The organism is Vibrio sp. L85, assembly GCF_963871815.1.
Classification (GTDB): Bacteria; Pseudomonadota; Gammaproteobacteria; order Enterobacterales; family Vibrionaceae; genus Vibrio; species Vibrio harveyi.
Genome location: NZ_CAWMYL010000244.1, coordinates 22043 through 41319 on the forward strand (window position 1 = coordinate 22043; position 19277 = coordinate 41319).

Annotated in this window: 13 protein-coding genes; 8 read left to right on the plus strand and 5 right to left on the minus strand. The window is 46.2% G+C overall.

Annotation, left to right across the window (positions count from 1 at the left end; genetic code table 11):
* Positions 1-249 precede the first annotated feature (249 nt).
* Together AACR11_RS24355 and AACR11_RS24360 are read left to right on the plus strand one after the other, a co-directional pair.
* A complete protein-coding gene (locus tag AACR11_RS24355; protein WP_005447443.1) occupies positions 250-573 on the plus strand; it encodes a hypothetical protein in 324 nt (107 codons plus the stop codon).
* 90 nt (positions 574-663) lie between these two features.
* Entirely contained in the window at positions 664-1380 is a 717-nt protein-coding gene (locus tag AACR11_RS24360) for a DsbA family protein (protein ID WP_005447441.1), read from the plus strand.
* 97 nt (positions 1381-1477) lie between these two features.
* On the opposite strand, the gene AACR11_RS24365 is transcribed toward AACR11_RS24360, so the two are convergent.
* The 5 genes from AACR11_RS24365 to AACR11_RS24385 all read right to left on the minus strand — a co-directional run bounded on the left by AACR11_RS24365 (position 1478) and on the right by AACR11_RS24385 (position 11791).
* The gene (locus AACR11_RS24365) at positions 1478-3538 is read right to left on the minus strand and encodes an alpha-amylase (protein ID WP_029788346.1); all 2061 of its coding nucleotides are present in this window, start codon (positions 3536-3538) and stop codon (positions 1478-1480) included.
* Between the two features lie 191 nt (positions 3539-3729).
* Complete coding sequence (mtgA, locus tag AACR11_RS24370) at positions 3730-4407, minus strand: monofunctional biosynthetic peptidoglycan transglycosylase (RefSeq protein ID WP_005447428.1); 678 nt, start codon at positions 4405-4407, stop codon at positions 3730-3732.
* Positions 4408-4584: 177 nt separating this feature from the next.
* Entirely contained in the window at positions 4585-6813 is a 2229-nt protein-coding gene (gene glgB / locus AACR11_RS24375; RefSeq protein ID WP_029788347.1) for a 1,4-alpha-glucan branching protein GlgB, read from the minus strand.
* 226 nt (positions 6814-7039) lie between these two features.
* Positions 7040-9220, minus strand: a complete 2181-nt coding sequence (malQ, locus tag AACR11_RS24380) for a 4-alpha-glucanotransferase (RefSeq protein WP_029788348.1) — start codon at positions 9218-9220, stop codon at positions 7040-7042.
* A gap of 117 nt (positions 9221-9337) precedes the next feature.
* Positions 9338-11791, minus strand: a complete 2454-nt coding sequence (locus tag AACR11_RS24385) for a glycogen/starch/alpha-glucan phosphorylase (RefSeq protein ID WP_005447423.1) — start codon at positions 11789-11791, stop codon at positions 9338-9340.
* Positions 11792-12358: 567 nt separating this feature from the next.
* Between AACR11_RS24385 and malT the strand changes: the two genes are divergently transcribed.
* The 6 genes from malT (at position 12359) to AACR11_RS24415 (ending at position 19048) form a co-directional block, all read left to right on the plus strand.
* Positions 12359-15067, plus strand: a complete 2709-nt coding sequence (malT, locus tag AACR11_RS24390; RefSeq protein WP_009698026.1) for an HTH-type transcriptional regulator MalT — start codon at positions 12359-12361, stop codon at positions 15065-15067.
* 864 nt (positions 15068-15931) lie between these two features.
* Positions 15932-16849 carry a DUF368 domain-containing protein gene (locus AACR11_RS24395; protein ID WP_029788350.1) on the plus strand — a complete coding sequence of 306 codons (918 nt, stop codon included), beginning with the start codon at positions 15932-15934 and terminating at the stop codon, positions 16847-16849.
* Between the two features lie 215 nt (positions 16850-17064).
* Positions 17065-17490 (plus strand): hypothetical protein, encoded by a 426-nt coding sequence (locus tag AACR11_RS24400; protein ID WP_029788351.1) that lies wholly within the window; start codon positions 17065-17067, stop codon positions 17488-17490.
* A gap of 9 nt (positions 17491-17499) precedes the next feature.
* Entirely contained in the window at positions 17500-18111 is a 612-nt protein-coding gene (locus AACR11_RS24405) for an SCO family protein (protein ID WP_005447419.1), read from the plus strand.
* Positions 18101-18568, plus strand: a complete 468-nt coding sequence (locus AACR11_RS24410) for a copper chaperone PCu(A)C (RefSeq protein WP_029788352.1) — start codon at positions 18101-18103, stop codon at positions 18566-18568. Before AACR11_RS24405 ends, AACR11_RS24410 begins: the two co-directional genes overlap by 11 nt.
* A gap of 177 nt (positions 18569-18745) precedes the next feature.
* On the plus strand, positions 18746-19048 hold the full coding sequence (locus tag AACR11_RS24415; protein WP_029788353.1) for a glucose PTS transporter subunit EIIB: 303 nt from the start codon (positions 18746-18748) through the stop codon (positions 19046-19048).
* The last annotated feature ends 229 nt before the right edge of the window (positions 19049-19277 follow it).

Consider the following 19277-nt stretch of genomic DNA (forward strand, 5'->3'; position numbering starts at 1 on the left):
TAGATTTATCTGATAATCAGCAAGTTCAATCCATTAACAAAGCAAGTTAAAGTTTGGAACAAGTTTGCTATTAGCCACATTCTCGACGTGCTTCATGATTTGTTGCTTATTTAAGATTTCTTGACCGAAAACTAACAAATTTTCTGTGCAATTTAATTTAGGGTGGTGCGGTCATTACTTAGAGACTTACTCAGGGTTTGCCTTTTGCTTCGATCACAATCCAACATCGCTCGATGGACACTCGCCCTTGTGGCTTGGGTTGTCGTGATCTGTTTAAGTAAAAATGTAGGTCTCTTTCAATCTTGTCCTCTCATTGGTGATCAAGTGACGACTGAGCATGCCACTGGGCAACAGCAAAAGAGCGAAAAAGGACTGACTAAGCAGTGTGAATTGTCTGAAAAACTGATTCAGGTTTCACAAAACCATCTCGACAGCTTCATTGTCCCCTTATTCCTATTTGCGTTTGTCTTGCTGTCTATCAGTGGCAGCGAGCGCAATGCTTTCCGCCATCATACTGAACCGATACCCGACAAATATCGGGTGCACCTCAAGCTATGTGTGTTTAGAGAATAAAACCCGATTGCTATTCACCCCCAAATCAATTGTTTTATTTTTAATCACTTCGCACAAGAAACGCGAAGAAAAAGAGTTTTAGGAAAAATCATGAAATTCACTCGCACACTATTAACTGTGGTTATCGCACTTGTTCCGCTATTTTCACACGCAGCAGAAAAAACGTCAGAAGAGAAGCTGCAAGAAATTACTCAACTGCTGAAAGAAAACCCGCAGATCCTCGACGCACTACATCAGAATCTGCAAGATTATGTCGCTTATCAAAAGACCTTCAACGCAACATTGGATGAAGCGCGCGCGTATTTGAACGACGGCAAGCACTCTTACTTTGGCGCTGAGAATCCAGAGCTGACAATCATCAACGTGACCGATTACAGCTGTCCTTTCTGTAAACGCCTTGAAGGAGAGTTGGTGAAGGTCGAGAAAGAATACCCACAGGTAAAAGTGCTGAACATGACTGTATCGTTCAAAGAACAGTACGAAAAGAACGGTTACAACTCGGCAAGTTACGCATTGAACGTTTGGCAGAACCAACATGACAAGTACAAAGAAGTGCACGACTTGTTGGTGAAGAAGCCGGGTCCACATGATGCAAGTTCACTACAAAAAATCGCTAAGAAGACCGGCACAGAAGCACAGCTTGTCGACGACAAAGAGACCAAAGCATTGTTGGATAAAAACTACGAGTACTTCACTCGCTTAGGTCTACGAGGCACACCAGCGATCATCATTAATGACCAAGTCATTCCGGGTTATGTGCCTTTCGAAGAGCTTGAGAAAGTTATCGACCAAGAGCTAAAGAAATAACTATCGAAATCGATAAGTAACAATCAAAAACAACAAAGCCCTTCCCTGAGAACTCAAGGAAGGGCTTTTTCTATCTAGGCTTAAAACGAAGTTCTAACTACTTGTCACGCCCCACAAACGCCACAACGACTTTGTCATTGCCAAGTGAACGAGAGAACACGTACGCGCCTTCTTGTTCAATCACTTGATGCTGACCCGCACCAATCGCTGGATGCGCTTTACGGAACTGACCTAGAGTTTGCCAGTGTTTGAGCAGCGCTTGCTTCTCATCAGATAGCTTCCATACCATGTCAGAGCGTGTGCCTTGGTGGAAATCATCCGCGTAAGGACCAATGTTACGACCCACTTCGTCACCGTAGTAAACCTGAACAGCACCAGGGCTTAGAAGCAGTGCATTCGCGGCGTTACGCTGCATGCCATAGTCTTTGAAGCGAGAGAAGAACAGCTCGGTATCGTGAGAAGACATGTAGCTCACTGGGTTGAAGTCTTTCTCGTTGGCGATTGTGTCTGCGTAACTTTGGTAGGTGTCTGCCATTTGGCTGAAACACGCCGCGCCTTTATCTAATTTCTTCTGCATGTCGAAGTTAATCAACGCATCAAAGCCATCGTCAAAGTAAGGGCTGCGATAAGCGGTATGCCCCCATACTTCACCCATCATCCAAAATGGCAGACCCGATTTTCCGTTCTCTTTGCGCCACTGCTCTAGACTGCTTGATGCTTCTTCTTTCAAGCGCTTCCACACATCACCTTCAACGTGTTTCACCGTATCAACACGGTAACCATCAATACCAAAGCGTTTCACCCAATCAGTTTGCCACTCAATCAAGTAATCGGAAACGGTGTAATTGTCACGCGCTTCTACACGTGTGCCGGGGTTATCCAATAGCCATTGCGCTGGCTTCACGGCTTTGTCTGATTCAGTGATAAAGTCAGGTAAACCCGCCAATGACATAGTGATATCGCTGCTGCCCGGAGCAGGGTAGCCCGGCAAACCGGTTCTTACCCAATCACCGCCCCACCATTTCGCCCAGTTTGGACTCTGGTAATCAATATTCTGGTGGTAGCTATGCCAATTTTCGCCCGCTTTTGGTTGCCAATCCCCCCACTTCTTCGGTAGGTCAGCGTTTGGCTTTAACACCTCAATACCGTCAAATTGCAAATCGGCTAACGTTGAGTAGCCAGTGTGGTTGATTACCGCGTCCATCAAGACTTTGAGACCACGCTTATGCGCCTCTTCCACCAGCACTTTAAGGTCATCTTCGTTACCAAAGTTCTCATCAATCTTGGTGAAATCACGCGTCCAGTAACCGTGGTAAGCATAGAACGGGAATGAGCCGCTATCACCGCCGCCCACAAAGCCGTGTACTTGCTCAACGATTGGCGATAACCAAATCGCATCTGTACCTAGGCTCTTGATGTAATCCAGTTTCTCGATCACGCCTTTTAGATCACCGCCGTGGAAGGTACCGATCTCTTCTTTGCCGTCTTTCTTGCGCCCATAGCTATTGTCATTGCTCGTATCGGCGTTGTTGAAACGGTCGACCATCACGAAGTAAATGTTGGCATTACGATAATCAAACGGCACTGCTTCTTTGGTTTTCTTCACTGGCTCTAGTAGCACCAAACCGCCAGAGTCTTTGCTTGGCGTCAGCGATACTTGCTGATCTTTTACTTCGACCATTTGACCAGAATAGGCATCACGCAACTTGGTGCCATCTGGGAAACTGTCACCTAACGCGATGGTGACTTCGCCGCCTTGGTAAACCTCACATTGCACTTGTGGGATTGGGCGTTTGAATTCTGTCTTGGCAGCTTTCTTAGGTTCACGCTTGAAGCGCAGTGTTTTCGCTTCCGCATCAAAAGCGAAAGAGTAATCGCCAGTAAAACGGATTTTTAACGGCAATTCCGTTGGCTTTCCACAATTCAGCGCGATCGGTTTGTTGAATTTAACTTTCTGACCATCGGGCGCAACGCAATCGCCTTCAACGCCAGTGATTTTAAGCGTATAGCCGTCTTTGGTTAATGGCACAACCAAAGGCTGCTCTGCACTTAAAGGAAAGTCACGGCTGTTGGTCGTGGTAGATATGGTGATGTTTGGCTCGGCGATGGCACTTGCCGATGCAAGCAATAAGGTAGTCGTAATCAGATTCAGTTTCATCGTTCAGTCCATTGGTTGCGCATAGACGCAGTATTCGTGTTGTAGTTTTATTCACACTAATAGTAAATGGATGAAAAACTGAGCACATCATTCTATAAGGCTACGCCCTAAAGCTTGTGACGCTTCACATTTTGCCTTTATCGGGGCGTAGTTCTATTTACGGACACAAGATAGTTAAGGAAAAGAGAAACTTATAACTCGACGTTGCCAAGATTGCGCATTTGGGTCAGAGCCCAATTGGTGCGATGTTGAGTGTAATTAGTGTGCGGATACACTTTGATCTTGTAAGGATTCGGCAGAACCACCGCTAACCTCGCCGCTTGCCATTGGGTCAGTTGGCTAGCCCGAATGCCGTAATAGTTTTGTGCTGCAGCTTCGATACCGTAAATACCGGGACCAAACTCCACGACATTCAAATACACTTCGAGGATGCGTTCTTTACTCCACATTGCCTCCATTAAAAGAGCAAAGTAGAGCTCGTACGCTTTGCGCACATAAGAGTGTGAAGGGAACAGAAATACGTTCTTTGCAGTTTGCTGAGTAATCGTACTTGCACCACGAGAAGGTCCGTTCTCGCCGGCTTGTGAGATAACAGAAAACAGTGAATCAAAATCCACCCCATAGTGATGAGGAAATTTCTGATCTTCCGTAGCCATCACCGCAAGTTGGATATTTTTTGAAATCTGAGACAGCGGTACCCACTCTTGCTGACTACTCTCTGGATAGCCTTCTGGTGGCGAGATCATGCGGCTGATCTTCCATCCCCATAGAGGCGGATTCACGTATTTGACGAAGCCCACCAGCAAAACGGGAGTCAGTAACAAAACCAATGAAATTTTGAATAGAAACGACTTCAGTCTTTTCAGCATGCTTTATTTGCCTAGCCAGAGTAAGGAATACGCCACTTTTACACGTGTGGGTGTTCAAGTAAATGGGAGCGAAGGTTGCCTGATTCAAGGTAGAACAACAAGTTTACAAGGTCAAAAATTGGTTAAAAAAAGCCCAATTTACAATGTAAACCGGGCTTACTGTTTGATTAATGAAAGTTATTTCGTCAGTTTATAGAATACTGTCGATAGAGGTGGTAAACGCAGCTCAAGAGATTGAGGTAACGACTCGCTTTCTACTTCTTGCGTTTCGACGTTACTTAGTACCTCAAAATCGCTGCCATCGTATTTCGCGTCGTCAGTATTCAACAGAAGTTCGTACTTGCCTTCCATCGGCACACCCAAACGGAAACGCTCATGAGGCACTGGTGTGAAATTACTGATCACCAATACACGTTCGCCATCTTGGCTAATACGTTCATGCGCAAGGATACTTGCTTCCGCTTCATCTTGCAGACGCCATTCAAAGCCAGCAGGCACACAATCTTGATCGTGCATCGCCGCTTCGTCACAGTACAAGTGGTTCAAGTCGCGAATCAGTGCTTGCACACCTTGGTGGCGACTAAACTCAAGTAAGAACCATTGTAACTGGTCATCGTGATTCCACTCTGCGGTTTGACCAAGCTCAGCGCCCATGAAGTTTAGCTTCTTACCCGGTTGACCATACATGTAACCGTAGTAAGCACGTAGGTTCGCCGTTTGTTGCCACTCATCACCTGGCATCTTGTTATGGATAGAACCTTTGCCGTACACCACTTCATCATGAGATAGCGACAGCACATAGTTCTCGCTGTGTGCGTAAACAAGCGGGAACGTGATGGTATTGTGGTGGTATTTGCGGTGAATAGGATCTTCTTGGATGTAAGAAAGACTGTCGTGCATCCAACCCATATTCCACTTAAAGCCAAAGCCTAAACCGCCCATAAATGTCGGTGCAGATACGCCCGGGAATGCCGTCGATTCTTCTGCAATGGTCATTGCATTCGGGAAGTGCTTGTACACTTCTTCGTTCATCCACTTCAACGTTGCGATCGCATCGTAGTTCTCGTTGCCGCCGTCCACATTTGGAATCCACTGATCGTGACTGCGTGAGTAGTCTAGGTAGAGCATCGACGCAACAGCGTCCACACGGATACCATCAATATGGAATTGCTCAAACCAATACAGTGCGTTAGACACAAGGAAACGGCGCACATGCTCACGACCTAGATCGTAGATGTAAGAGTTCCAGTCTTGGTGCCAACCGCGGCGAGGATCTGGATCGTGGAACAGTGGTGTGCCATCAAAGTTCGCTAAACCATGATCATCCGATGGGAAGTGCGCAGGTACCCAATCCAGTACCACGCCCAAGCCAGCTTGGTGACAGGCATCAACAAAGAATTTGAAATCATCTGGAGAGCCGTAGCGACTCGTCGGCGCAAACAACCCTACAGGTTGGTAACCCCAAGAGCCAAAGAACGGGTGTTCTGAAACTGGCATCAGCTCAACGTGGGTGTAGCCCATATCCACAAGGTAAGGCACTAACTCAGCCGCGAGTTCACGGTAATTTAGGAAATCCCCATCTGCGTTACGCTTCCAAGAACCCGCATGCAGTTCGTAGAAAGATAAAGCTTCATCACGTTTCTGTGTGACGGGACGATTTTGCCATTTTGCATCTTGCCATTGGTAACGGTTGTGATCGTAAGTGATCGACGCGAATGATGGGTATTGTTCAGAGTAGAAGCCCCAAGGGTCTTGCTTATGAGGGAGCCCTTCCCCATTTGGACCTTTGAGTTCGAATTTGTATTGTACGCCCTCTTCCAAACCAGGAATAAACAAGCCCCAGATACCGTAGTCGAGACGTTGCATTGGATGGCGACGACCATCCCACTGGTTGAAGCTGCCCACTAAGCTGATTGCAGAAGCATAAGGGGCGTAAACAAGGAAGCGCACACCAGAGATATTTTCACCACCGCGTTCGATGGTCACAAACTGCGATCCCATGTAGCGGTACATGTCTTTTGGCGTGTGCAGGTGCTCGTATTCTTGATAAATGTTGTGGTACTGGTAAGGGTCGTCAATGAGCTGTTCCACGCCATCCCAATCCACAGCAAGTTGGTAGTGAGTTAGGTGCAGGTCACGCTTCTCTTTCAAGATGAAGCCGCTCTCGCCTTCGCGTTCTAACTCAACACGAGGTTCACCGCTGACAACCAATTCAACTTTGTCTGCACCCGGCATCCAAACTCGTAACGATCCTTCGCCATCATCGATGAATGGACCAAGTGACGCAAATGGGTCTGAGTAAGCCGCCTCAGCTAGTAATTCATAGGCGCGTTCGTATTTTTTCTTTACCTTGGTTTTCAAATCTTTCTCCCTAGCACCGATATTCTCCTTATGGTTTTTGAACATCGGATTTCCTCAGCCAAACGTTGTGAATTCACACAATTATAAAAAACCGCACTCTATCCAAGAGATGAATAAAATAGCGTCAAAAAACAAAAATGCCCGCTATTGTTGCGGGCATAATAACGGTACTTCATCCTAACGGATTGTGCCGATTTAATGAGTGACCTAGGCTGTACTTTCGTACCTCAGCGCAATTAAATTCGCGAACTCCTACACCACCCATTCCACCTTATTTGCTCGCTTTCGCACGCACTTCAGTGAGGCGCTTAGAAATACGGTTAACGTCTTCACGGCTGAAGATTTCGTCAAGGTTCATCGATAGTTTACGACGCCAGTTTGGATACTCGTCAACAGTACCTGGAATGTTTACCGGTTGGTCCATTTCTAGCCAGTCTTCAAGCTGAACACTTAGTAGTGCTGAGTCACCCGCAGCCACATGCAGTTGCAATGCTTCACTTAGGTAACCATCCATTGGTACGTACTGCGCATCATGACCGATACCTTCTGGTAGGTAACCATGCCAACGAACACTGTCTAGGATGCCTTGTTTGCACTTCAAACGGTCATCAAACAGACCTTCCAGTTGTTGCTCGTCTGGGTACAGACCGATCTCTCGACCCATCTTCAAGTCATCACAGTGCCAGAAGCCACGTAGGGTTGGCATATCGTGCGTACACAATGCCGCCATAGACTGCTCAGCGTAATGCTTCGGAGAAATGAAGCCGCCGTCGTCTTTTGATGTTTCGAAGAAGAATACTTTGTATGAGTGAACACCTGCGTCACGAAGGATATCAACGATTTCATCAGGCACGGTACCCAAATCTTCACCGATTACAGAACACTGATGACGATGAGATTCTAGCGCTAGGATTGCTAGCATATCTTCAACTGGGTAGTACAGGTATGCACCTTCTGTCGCCTTCTCACCTTTTGGAATCCACCAAAGGCGAAGCAGACCAAGAACGTGGTCAATACGCAGTGCGCCACAATGCTTCATGTTTGCACTTAGCAACTTGATGTACGCGTCGTAGCCTGTCGCTTCCAACACTTGTGGGTTTAGCGGAGGCAGGCCCCAGTTTTGACCCAGAGGACCAAGGATATCTGGTGGCGCACCGATGCTTGCATCCAGTACTAGGTTGCCATCATCAGCCCAAGTCTCGCTGCCTGAATCTGCAACACCAACAGCAAGGTCTCGGTATAGACCAACCGCCATGCCTTTTTCTTCTGCAAGAGCCTGTGCTTCTTTGATCTGATCGTCTGCAATCCACTGTAGGTACATGTACAGGTGAACGCGGTCAGAGTTGTCTTTGATGTACTTCTGAGTTGCCGCAGCATCAAACGTACGGAATTTCTCAGGGAATACCGGCCAGCCCCAAACACTTGAATCTTCAGCGTGTAATTCACCATGCAGAGCATCAAATGCCGCTTGGTGAAGTAGGCTCTCACCGCCAAGTTCTACAAACTCTAGGAACGCGCGCGCACGATCAGTGTTCTTGTCTAGATGACGTGCTTTGAACTCGCTAAATAGCAGCGGAAGAATGTTCATCTTAAGCTCAGAAACCTCGGTGTAGTTCACCCAGTGTGCTTCACGAGCTTTTTGCAGACGCTGTTGGAACTCAGCGCTGCCAACGCGTTGTTGTGCTTCTGCACTTAGTGCAAATTCAGGCACAGAGCTTACGTCGATGTACATGATGTTCAGCCAACGACGAGAAGACGGGCTGTATGGGCTCGCACCTTCAGGGTTCGCTGGGAACAATGAATGAATTGGGTTCAAACCAATGAAGTCACCGCCACGAGAGGCGATATCACTGACCAGTTGCTTAAGGTCACCAAAGTCACCGATACCCCAGTTGTGCTGAGTACGCAGTGTGTATAGCTGAATGCTTGGACCCCATAGCTTTTTATGCTGGTTTAGATCTTCTTGTTTGAAACACGCTTTCGGTGTGATGATCAGCGACATTTCGTAAGGTGTCTTACGGCGTTTACGGCTGATGATCAGTTTGTGGTAACCCCATGCCAAATTCTTTGGCAATGCAAACACTAGAGGGCCACCCTCAGCTCGTTCATCACGAACAATTTGCGACTGAAGATAGCCTTCAAGTACCTCTCCTTGTTCTGTTTCTAAACGCCAGCTAAATTCACTCTCACGAGCACTCGTACCTAGGTTTAGTTCCACTTCGACTGGGTCGCCGTCGCGTAAAACAAGAACAGGGGCTAGTACGTCTTTCTTATGTTTTTTCTCAGCAGAAGCCAATAGCTTCTCATCGCTGCTAGTATCGTAGCCAAGTGAAGTGAGCAAGCGGCGTAGTGTCTCCTCAGAAACTTTTGCCTCGTCTCCCCACGCGCTGACGTAGCTATCAGCTAATCGCGCCATGTCTGCGACTTTCTTTAATGCTGTTTGTTCTTTCATCGCTTTCTCCGAAGGTAATACCAACACCTTCCATGTAGGGTTTTATTGTTATCAATAACTAATTCTTGAAAATGACCAAAGGTAGCGCTCGGCTACCTTGGTCTTAACTGGGTTCTTTTAACGTTTTACCGCTTCTAGTTTCCAGATGTTGTTCACATAGTCACGAATTGAGCGGTCTGATGTGAACTTGCCAACTAGGGCAGTGTTAAGAATGGCTTTCTTAGCCCAGCCAGCTTGGTCTTTGTATTGTTTGCCCATTTCTTCATGCGCTTTCACATAAGATGCGAAGTCAGCAAGACATAGGTACGGGTCACCGCCATCTAGTAGGCTATCGAATGTAGCGCGTAGTAGACCTGGTTGACCTGGCGTAAACTCATCACCTGTTAGTAGGTCTAGAGACGCTTTTAGTAAGTGGTCAGCATTGTAGTAGTCGTAAGGGTTGTAGCCAGCTGCTTTAACCGCTTTCACGCCTTCAACATCAAGACCGAAGATGTAGATGTTCTCGTCGCCCACTTCTTCGCGAATCTCAACGTTAGCACCATCCATCGTACCGATAGTTAGGGCACCGTTAAGAGCCATCTTCATGTTACCTGTACCAGATGCTTCTTTACCTGCTAGAGAGATTTGTTGTGAAACGTCTGCCGCAGGGATGATGATTTCAGCCATGCTCACGCGGTAGTCAGGGATGAAGACCACTTTCAGTTTGTTGCCGATACGTGGATCATTGTTGATCTTCTCTGCAACCTTGTTCACTGCGAACATAATTTCTTTCGCTAGGTGGTAACCTGGAGCGGCTTTCGCAGCGAAGAAACATACGCGTGGCTCACACTCGAAACCAGGTTCGTTTAGGATGCGGTGGTATAGAGACAGAATGTGTAGCAGATCTAGGTGCTGACGCTTGTACTCGTGTAGACGCTTGATTTGAACGTCGAAGATAGCGTTAGTATCTAGTTCGATACCCATGTTATCTAGAACCCAATCAGCAAGACGCTGTTTGTTTTCTTTCTTAACAGCCATGAACTCTTTTTGGAATTTCGCGTCTGTTGCGTACTTAGCGATACCTTCTAGTTGCTCAAGTTTTGCTGGCCATTCAGGACCGATCTTATCGGTAATTAGCTTAGATAGACCTGGGTTACAGAACTTCAACCAACGACGTGGCGTGATACCGTTTGTTACGTTATGTAGACGAGTTGGGTACATCTCGTGGAACTCTGGGAATAGGTCTTTCTTAACCAACTCAGAGTGAAGTGCTGCTACGCCGTTAACTGCGTAAGAACCGATTACACATAGGTTTGCCATGCGAACCATGCGGTTGAAACCTTCTTGGATGATAGAAAGCTTAGCTTGCTTCTCACCGTCACCAGGCCACATCTTACGAACTTCTTGTAGGAAGCGGTGGTTGATTTCAAAAATGATTTCCATGTGACGTGGGAGTAGACGCTGGATTAGCGATTCTGGCCATGTCTCTAGTGCTTCAGGAAGTAGCGTATGGTTAGTGTACGCGAAAGTCTGAGAACTGATTTCCCAAGCCGCTTCCCAAGTCAGACCTTTCTCGTCCACTAGGATGCGCATTAGCTCAGGAATAGCGATTGTTGGGTGCGTATCGTTCAGTTGGATAGTCTCTTGCTTCGGTAGATCCGCTAGCGAGTAGCCTGCTGCTTCGTGGCGACGTAGGATGTCGCGTACAGATGCTGCAGAGTGGAAGTACTGTTGCATTAGACGCAGTGTTTTACCTTTCTCGTGGTTATCGTTCGGGTAAAGCACTTTAGTGATGTTGCCTGCGTCGATCAGTGCGTGCTGAGCTTCGAAGTAATCACCGTTGTTAAAGCTTTCTAGTGAGAATGGTGCAATTGCCTGACATTCCCAAAGACGTAGAGGGTAAACAGTATCTGATTCGTAACCTACGATAGGCAGATCCCAAGGCATTGCTTTTACAGACATGCCAGGAACCCATTTACGAACTTCTTTACCGTTTTCGTTTACCACTTCAACGTGACCGTAGAAGCCGATTTCTTGCGCTAGCTCTGGACGAGCGACTTCCCAAGGGTAACCTTCTACACCACGCCATGCGTCTGGTGCTTCTTGTTGACGACCATCTTTAAACGACTGCTTAAATAGACCGTATTCGTAGTGTAGACCGTAACCTACTGTTGGGAATTCTTGAGCCGCACATGAATCCATGAAACATGCAGCTAGACGGCCTAGACCACCGTTACCCAGTGATGGGTCGCGCTCTTCTTCTAGAAGGTCTGTTAGGTTGTGACCTAGCTCAGCCATCGCTTCAGTGATCTCTTCGTAAAGACCCATGCTGATTAGGTTGTTACCAGTCAAACGACCGATAAGGAATTCTAGTGAAAGGTAGTTAACGCTTTTCGCTTCTTGGATGCGAGCGTCTGCTTCCGTAGCAAGCAAATCACAAGTCGTAAACTCAGCCAATGCACGACCCATTGCTAGGTACCATGCGCGGCTATCTGCATTTTCAACCGTGTGAGCGTAAGTCACAGATAGATGTTTCTTTACGCTTTCTTGGAACGACTTCTTGTCAAATTGTTTCTGTTGAGTAGGTTTCATTAAGAAATTCTCACGTCTTTTAGTAATTCATCTGCCATACATCGTGCATTTCCCTCTGTGAATAAACATCCTCCCATTTGTCCTCCCTACAAGGAGGAGGGGGTAGGGCGTAGAGGGCGTAAGCTTGCAAACTTAGTGATCCAAATCGCAACACGGCAGCCTATAACCCTATTCTTAGTGATTCGGATCACAGCCATCTGTGAGAAAGATTAAAATTTGTTCATGACGTTTTTTATTCCCCCTTCCTACTCCAATGTAAAAACTGTCTTATCGATCACATTACGTCTTTTAACATTGATAATTTCTCCTTAATAGATGTGCAACTCTCTCTACATGGGGTCAATACCATCGATGTTTAAGTGACCAAAATCACAAATACAGGGCGTAGTTGGTGGCATTTGCATCAACTCTTGAGAATTAGGAAGTGGATCAAAGTAACAACCAATTCTGTTGTCGTAACATCCAAAACGACTCGCAAGCCTGTACACTTTTTATACAAACTAGAATTTAGTGGTGTGAGTCAGTTTCTAGTTTCGCTAGCTCAAAAAATTAAGGACAGAATTTATAATGTGGATTCCATCTAAACTTACTCGCCCAGGTCGCCTGCACAACGCAATCGTCCGTCCGCGAGTGTTGGACTTACTGCAACAAGCGCCTTACTACAAACTGGTATTGTTTCGCTCGCCGGCTGGTTACGGGAAAACCACCATGGCGGCACAGTGGCTATCAGACAAACCCAATGTAGGTTGGTACAGTATCGACGACAGTGATAACGATGGTTTCCGCTTCGTTAACTATCTACTGCAAGCTTTAAACAAAGCGACCAACTACAACTGCTCTAACGCTCAAAAATTGGCTGAAAAGCGTCAGTTCTCTTCTTTACGCTCTTTATTCAGCGAAGTTTTCGCTGAAATGGCAGATTTTCAGCATGAGTGTTACGTCGTACTCGATGACTACCATCTGATCACTAACGACGAAATTCACGAGTCCATGCGTTTTTTCTTAAAGCACATGCCAGACAACCTTACTGTAGTGGTTACTAGCCGTGCGGCACCGCCATTAGGCACTGCGAACCTTCGTGTCCGTGACTTGATGATCGAAATCGGCAACGAAATGTTGGCATTCGATACCGAAGAAACCACACGCTTCTTCAACCAACGCATTGCCGATGGCATCGATGAAGACATGGCGAACAACTTACGTACTTACGTTGAAGGTTGGCCATCAGCGTTACAACTTATCGCCCTACAAGCACAGCATCAGAACCGCACTCTGGCACAAACCGTAGAGTCGGTGTCTCAGTTTAATCATGCACACTTATGGGATTACTTAGTCGAAGAAGTCTTTGATCTATTAGACAAAGAGACACGTCATTTCTTAATGCAAGTGTCGGTACTCGACCATTTCAACGACGAACTCGTCTTTGCATTGACGCAACGTGAAGATGCACTCGGCATGATTGAGTCACTCAATCGATACGGCTTGTTTATCTATCCACTGGAAGGTGAACAAAACTGGTTCCGATTCCACAATCTGTTTGGCGAATTTTTGTCGCATGAACGTCAAGCGCGTATTCCTCAACAAGAGAAAGATCTACACCGCAACGCAGCTGTCGCCTGGCTAAAACAAAAAGCACCGCATCAAGCTATTCACCACGCACAGAAATCTGACGACACTGATCTAATCGTAGAAATCTTGAATGAATTTGGTTGGAAGATGTTCAACCAAGGTGAGTTAACAACGCTAGAAGCGGCGATCAACCAGCTTGATAAAGACTTACTCTTCAGCCACCCGAAACTGTCGATGTTGCGCGCATGGTTGGCGCAAAGCCAACACCGCTACAACCAGGTTGGTGAGCTTCTAGCAGAAGCCGAAGAAGAGCATAAGAAACGTAATATCGAACTTGATTCTGGCTACCAAGGTCAAGCTAATGCCCTACTCGCTCAGGTTGCAATCAACAGCAACCAACCAGAGCGTGCATTAGAGTTAGCCGAGTTAGCACTGAGCCAACTTGACCCAACGGTGTACCGCAGCCGTATCGTGGCGACGTCAGTCGTTGGTGAAGTAAACCACGTACTGGGTAAACTTGACCGCGCATTACCAATGATGCAACAAACCGAAAAACTGGCACGTCAGTATCAGGTTTACCACCAAGCGTTATGGGCAATCTTGCAACAAAGTGAAATCATGATCGCGCAAGGTTACGTCCAAGCAGCATTTGAGCTGCAAGATTCCGGCTTCCGCTTGATTGAAGATCAACAGCTTCAGCATGTTCCTCTTCACGAGTTTTTATTACGAATTCGCGCGCAAGTATTGTGGTGCTGGAACCGCTTGGATGAAGCAGAAGAGTGCTCATACAAAGGGCTACAAATTCTAGAAAACCACTCACCAAGTAAGCACTTACATAGCTACTCAATGTTGGCGCGTATTGCGATTGGTCGCGGTGAACTAGACAAAGCGGGTAAGTTTATCGAACACATCCAGCACTTGATGAAACAATCCACTTATCACGTAGACTGGACGGCAAACGCATCGCTCTCTCTGATTTTGTTTTGGCAAGCTCGTGGCAACACAGAAGCAATTCAAGAATGGTTGAACACCGCAGTTCGCCCGGAATCAGCGTGTAACCACTTCTTGCAGTTACAGTGGCGCAATATTGCTCGTGCTCACATCAACCTTGGCCAATATGACGAAGCGCGACAAGCTTTGGACTTCCTACAAAGCGAAGCTCGTCGTACTAACTTGGTGACCGATACCAATCGCAACCTTGTGGTTGAAGCGGTATTTGCCGCGCGTCAGAAAGACGAAGAGCAAGCAAAAGCACTATTGAAAGAAGCACTAGTGATGACAAACCAAACCGGTATGGTCGGCAACTTCTTAATCGACGGTGCAACGATTGGTGGTCTACTAGAGAAGCTAAGTCTTCGTCATGAGCTGGGCGATTTAGAACGTCACCGTGCTCAGCAATTGATGAAAGACATCTCTTCAAACCAACGCAGCCGTTCGATTCACTTTGATGAAGACTTTATTGAGAAACTGGTGAACCACCCGAACGTGCCGGAGCTGGTTCGAACCAGTCCACTCACGCAACGTGAATGGCAAGTGCTTGGTTTGATCTACTCAGGCTTTAGCAATGAGCAAATCGCTCAAGAGTTAGATGTAGCAGGCACAACGATTAAGACTCACATTCGTAACTTGTACCAAAAGCTCAACATTGCAAACCGTAAGGAAGCGATTGTGACGGCGGAGAACTTGCTGCAATTGATGGGTTACTGATCACTCGAAAGAGAGTAGCTAAACAGGGGTTGGCGTATTGCGTCAGCCCCTTTTTTGTGGGCATTCATGCAAATTGCAAAGCCTGTAAGAAACGTTGTACATATATACGACTTGGATACACGGCGTTGTTTTCATTGCGCTCGCATCAATAACAACGCTCTGAATCCTGCATCTCAAAGTCACTTGGGTATACGACAGACAAAAAAATAGCCAACCGCAATTAAGGCGATTGGCTTATGTATGATGTGAACAATGTATATTCACTAACAACGTCAGTTGGCTAGGTGACCCTCGGCTTAAGAAGGGTCGAAAAGGATTATGCATTAATCATGCCAATTTGAAAAGCATTATTTTTGGGCACAAGATCTCATATCAAACTGCCAAGATGTTACAACATTTGCAATATGCAAAGTCAAAATGCAAATTGCAGTTGCAAGTCGCAACTCTGTGGCATAAGTGATAAATAAGTCACCAAACGACTTCATTCAACAAATTTATCGATTTTACGCTGACATTTATTCAATCAAGCGCCCCTTTACAGCTGATAACAAATCCATTTCTTTATCGCGTATCTTTCTGTTTTTATTCATCTAAACTAACCAAAAAGCTTAACGTTGCTAGGTTCTGTTGGCCTTTCAAGCTGATTTTTACAGCGAGTGTTTGCCTAGAATGACTAAGCAATACACTCCTTTCCTTGCCTACAACGATTTTAACCATGCGCCCATCAGAACAAAACTTAACCACGAAAGTTCAACAGATCCTAGATAAGCAATCATTTAGATATTTTCCTCACCACTATTTCATACTTTTTTGACATCAATGTTTGTATACTCAGGACCATCTACATGACTTAGTACTTGAGAAATGAACTATCTAATCACCTACTTCAAAGGAATGGCGATGGGTGCAGCCGATGTTGTCCCAGGCGTATCAGGCGGTACCATTGCATTTATTACTGGCATTTATGACACACTGCTAGAAAGCATTCGACGTATTAACCCTTCACTTTTCTCGATTTGGAAAAAGGATGGCTTCAAAGGTGCGTTTAATCACATTAACGGCTTCTTCCTTATCTCTTTATTTGCGGGTATTTTCACCAGCATCGCGACGCTGGCAAAACTAATCAGTTGGTTATTGGAAACTCATCCAATTCCAATTTGGTCATTCTTCTTTGGTCTGATCTTGGTGTCTGTCTACCACATCATTCGCCAAGTAGAAAAACGTGACGCTATCCGTTTTGTTGCGTTATTGATCGGCATTGGTTTCGCCTACAGCATCACGGTGCTAAAACCACTTCATATGGAGCCAACGGCGATCAACACCATTCTGGCTGGAGCTATCGCAATCTGTGCGATGATTCTACCGGGTATCTCAGGCAGCTTTATTTTGCTGTTGATCGGCATGTATGCTCCTGTATTGGGCGCGGTAAAAGGTTTCCAAATTGATATCCTTGCGCTGTTCCTTGTTGGCTGTGTTGCTGGTCTGCTGTCCTTCTCTCACTTGTTGTCTTGGTTACTGCGCAAATTCCGCGATTTAACCTTAATGTTCCTGACTGGCTTAATGATCGGTACGCTACCAAAGATCTGGCCTTGGAAGGAAACGTTAACATGGCGTACTAACTCGAAGGGTGAGCAAGTGCCATTGCTAGAGCAAAACCTATCACCGTTTGAGTTTGAGCACATCACGTCTCAACCATCACAACTGTTGTTAGCCGTGATCATGATGCTAGCCGCTATCGCGTTAGTACTTGGTTTAGAGAAGTTTGCGGATTCAAACAAGTAGACTTATCCCCAAGTAACCTCGAGATGCTTGGGTATAGCTCACAATTCAATCATTTAAAAAGCGGAGCCATTGGCTCCGCTTTTTTTATTTACGCTTTACAAACAATAGGTTTCAAATAGATGGGGATAGTGCACAATTTGTTGAAGTTACGAGTTTTCGTACATCCCATCTGTGCTAGGATGCAGGCAATGTTAAGTGATAAATACTGAATCTTAATGAAAGTGTTACAAATTGCAGGGATAGCCGTGGCACTGGTCGCTGGCTTTTACGCGCCTACCCTAATAAAAAACTTCTCTTCAGCGCCCGAGCCTAAGTCGCTCGATGAATACTGTTTCCTCTCTACTGAACCTTGTATCCAACATAATGTTGCGATGACGCTTAGCGTCGATACTGCTCAACCTCTTATCCCAGCTCAGCTCGAAGTCGAATGGCAAGACAGCGAAGCGGATCAGCTCGTATTAAGTTTGGTTGGTCGAGAAATGGAAATGGGCGAGCCAAAATTCATGCTAAAGAAAGTGGCACCAGGTAAATTTGTGGGTGATGTGACATTGCCCGTTTGTACACAAGATTCAATGACGTGGGTTGGTGAACTTTCCGACGGTAAAGACACCATCTACCCGGCCCTCAAAATGCAAAGATAAGGAATTGATATGAGCCGTAATTGGTCTCTCTTTCTCGTGGTTGCGTTTGTCCTTGGCTTTGGTACCAAAACGTACCTAGATGGACAAAAAGACGTAGAGAAAAAACAACAAGTCACTACCGAGCAAAGCGTGTTGTTTGGCGAAGGCGATAAACCTGTCGATATCTTCGATACCAGCGATGATCGCATTCGCATTGTTTACTTTGGCTTTACGCGTTGCCCAGATGTATGCCCAACCTCATTAGCCATGCTAGCAGGTGCACTCAATCAAATCGACGATGCGCAAAAAGCGCAGTTGCGCCCAATGTTCATCTCGCTTGATCCAGAACGTGACGAGGCAGATGCATCAGCCAAGTACGCCCACTACTTCCACCCGATGATTGAAGGCCTGTCCGCACCACTCGACGTGACCACCCCACTTGCCCACAAATATGGTGTCATTTTCCGTAAAACGGAGCTAGAAGGCTCAGAGCTGAAATACACGCTCGACCATAGCTCTTACTTTTACTTCTTGAAGCCTGACGGCACACTCATCACTAAAGTGCCACACACCTTAACGCCTGCGCCAATTGTCGAAGCGATAACCAAACTAACAGCAGAAGGAAAAACCAATGAAAGCTAAGCATGCAATCAAAACGTTAGCCCTCTCCGCCCTACTTCTAAGCCCTTTGGCACAAGCAAACCTAAACGTGATGCCACACGAACCGTATGCACGAGCAATGGCGCCAGGTGCTGTGACGAGCGCTGTGTTTGTGACCTTTGCTAACCGAAGCCAAGAAGACATCAATATTGTCGCAGCAGAAACCCCTGCAGCAGGTAAAGTCGAGTTGCACGATGTGATTAAAGAAGGCGATGTAATGAAGATGCGTCAAGTAGACCACATCACACTCGCTGCAAAAGAGACCACCGAGCTAAAACCGGGCAGCCTGCATATCATGCTATTCGACCTTAAAAAGCCGCTTAATGAAGGCGACGAAATCGAAGTGACAGTGACTTACGACAACGACCAAAAGCAAAGCTTTACCGCACCAGTTAAAAAAGTCATGGCTGGAATGAAAAAGCACGAACATCATCATTAGTGTCTCTTCACTTCATCGATTCAAAGCTCCTCCAACGTGAGGAGCTTTTTTATTCCTCTCTCTTTTCTCTAAGCCGTATTCGCCAAACTATCAATACATGATTTTGTGTCCTAAATCAGAGCGAAACAGCCGCTGCTGAGATATAAACAAGGCTTTGCTGCAAACGAGTTTCTCGCCATGTTAAAAGCCCTTTCTCGCGTATTTAAAATGCTGACGCAAGTAAATCCAAACCTAGAACAGGATGTCGATACCATCATTGACGCTATTGGTGGCATGAGTAATTTGGTGGAAACTGGTGCTTGCGCGACAAGGCTACGACTCACACTAAAAGACACCACCATTGTGAATCAAAAAGCACTGAAGGAGCATGGAGCGCATGGTGTCGTGATCATTGATGAACGACATATCCAAATCATCTACGGCGTAAAAGCCAACATCTATTCACAAGAGATGGAAGAACGTCGAATAAAACACATATAAAACGCAAAGGAGTTGTAAGAATCAGAGCGCAGTCGCTATACTCCGACCGTTAACTCACCAACTTAAGAGGAAATATGATGATTGTAATGAATAACACTAACTGGGCAGTGAAAGGGTAAACGTCCAACTTTTTTCTCGTGGCTAAGCCACACCCCCTCCCTTCCTTGCCCGGTTTTCACCGGGGTCAGCTCTATGCGAATTAGACCCTAATGCGATTTGTATTAAGGCG

Excerpts from the sequence above, each read along its gene's own strand:
- mtgA (WP_005447428.1), bottom strand. The coding sequence starts at position 4,407 with ATGCTGAAAAGACTGAAGTCGTTTCTATTCAAAATTTCATTGGTTTTG.
- malQ (WP_029788348.1), bottom strand. The coding sequence starts at position 9,220 with ATGAAAGAACAAACAGCATTAAAGAAAGTCGCAGACATGGCGCGATTA.
- AACR11_RS24385 (WP_005447423.1), bottom strand. The coding sequence starts at position 11,791 with ATGAAACCTACTCAACAGAAACAATTTGACAAGAAGTCGTTCCAAGAA.
- glgB (WP_029788347.1), bottom strand. The coding sequence starts at position 6,813 with ATGTTCAAAAACCATAAGGAGAATATCGGTGCTAGGGAGAAAGATTTG.
- AACR11_RS24395 (WP_029788350.1), top strand. The coding sequence starts at position 15,932 with ATGAACTATCTAATCACCTACTTCAAAGGAATGGCGATGGGTGCAGCC.
- AACR11_RS24400 (WP_029788351.1), top strand. The coding sequence starts at position 17,065 with ATGAAAGTGTTACAAATTGCAGGGATAGCCGTGGCACTGGTCGCTGGC.
- AACR11_RS24360 (WP_005447441.1), top strand. The coding sequence starts at position 664 with ATGAAATTCACTCGCACACTATTAACTGTGGTTATCGCACTTGTTCCG.
- AACR11_RS24405 (WP_005447419.1), top strand. The coding sequence starts at position 17,500 with ATGAGCCGTAATTGGTCTCTCTTTCTCGTGGTTGCGTTTGTCCTTGGC.
- AACR11_RS24410 (WP_029788352.1), top strand. The coding sequence starts at position 18,101 with ATGAAAGCTAAGCATGCAATCAAAACGTTAGCCCTCTCCGCCCTACTT.
- AACR11_RS24365 (WP_029788346.1), bottom strand. The coding sequence starts at position 3,538 with ATGAAACTGAATCTGATTACGACTACCTTATTGCTTGCATCGGCAAGT.
- malT (WP_009698026.1), top strand. The coding sequence starts at position 12,359 with ATGTGGATTCCATCTAAACTTACTCGCCCAGGTCGCCTGCACAACGCA.
- AACR11_RS24415 (WP_029788353.1), top strand. The coding sequence starts at position 18,746 with ATGTTAAAAGCCCTTTCTCGCGTATTTAAAATGCTGACGCAAGTAAAT.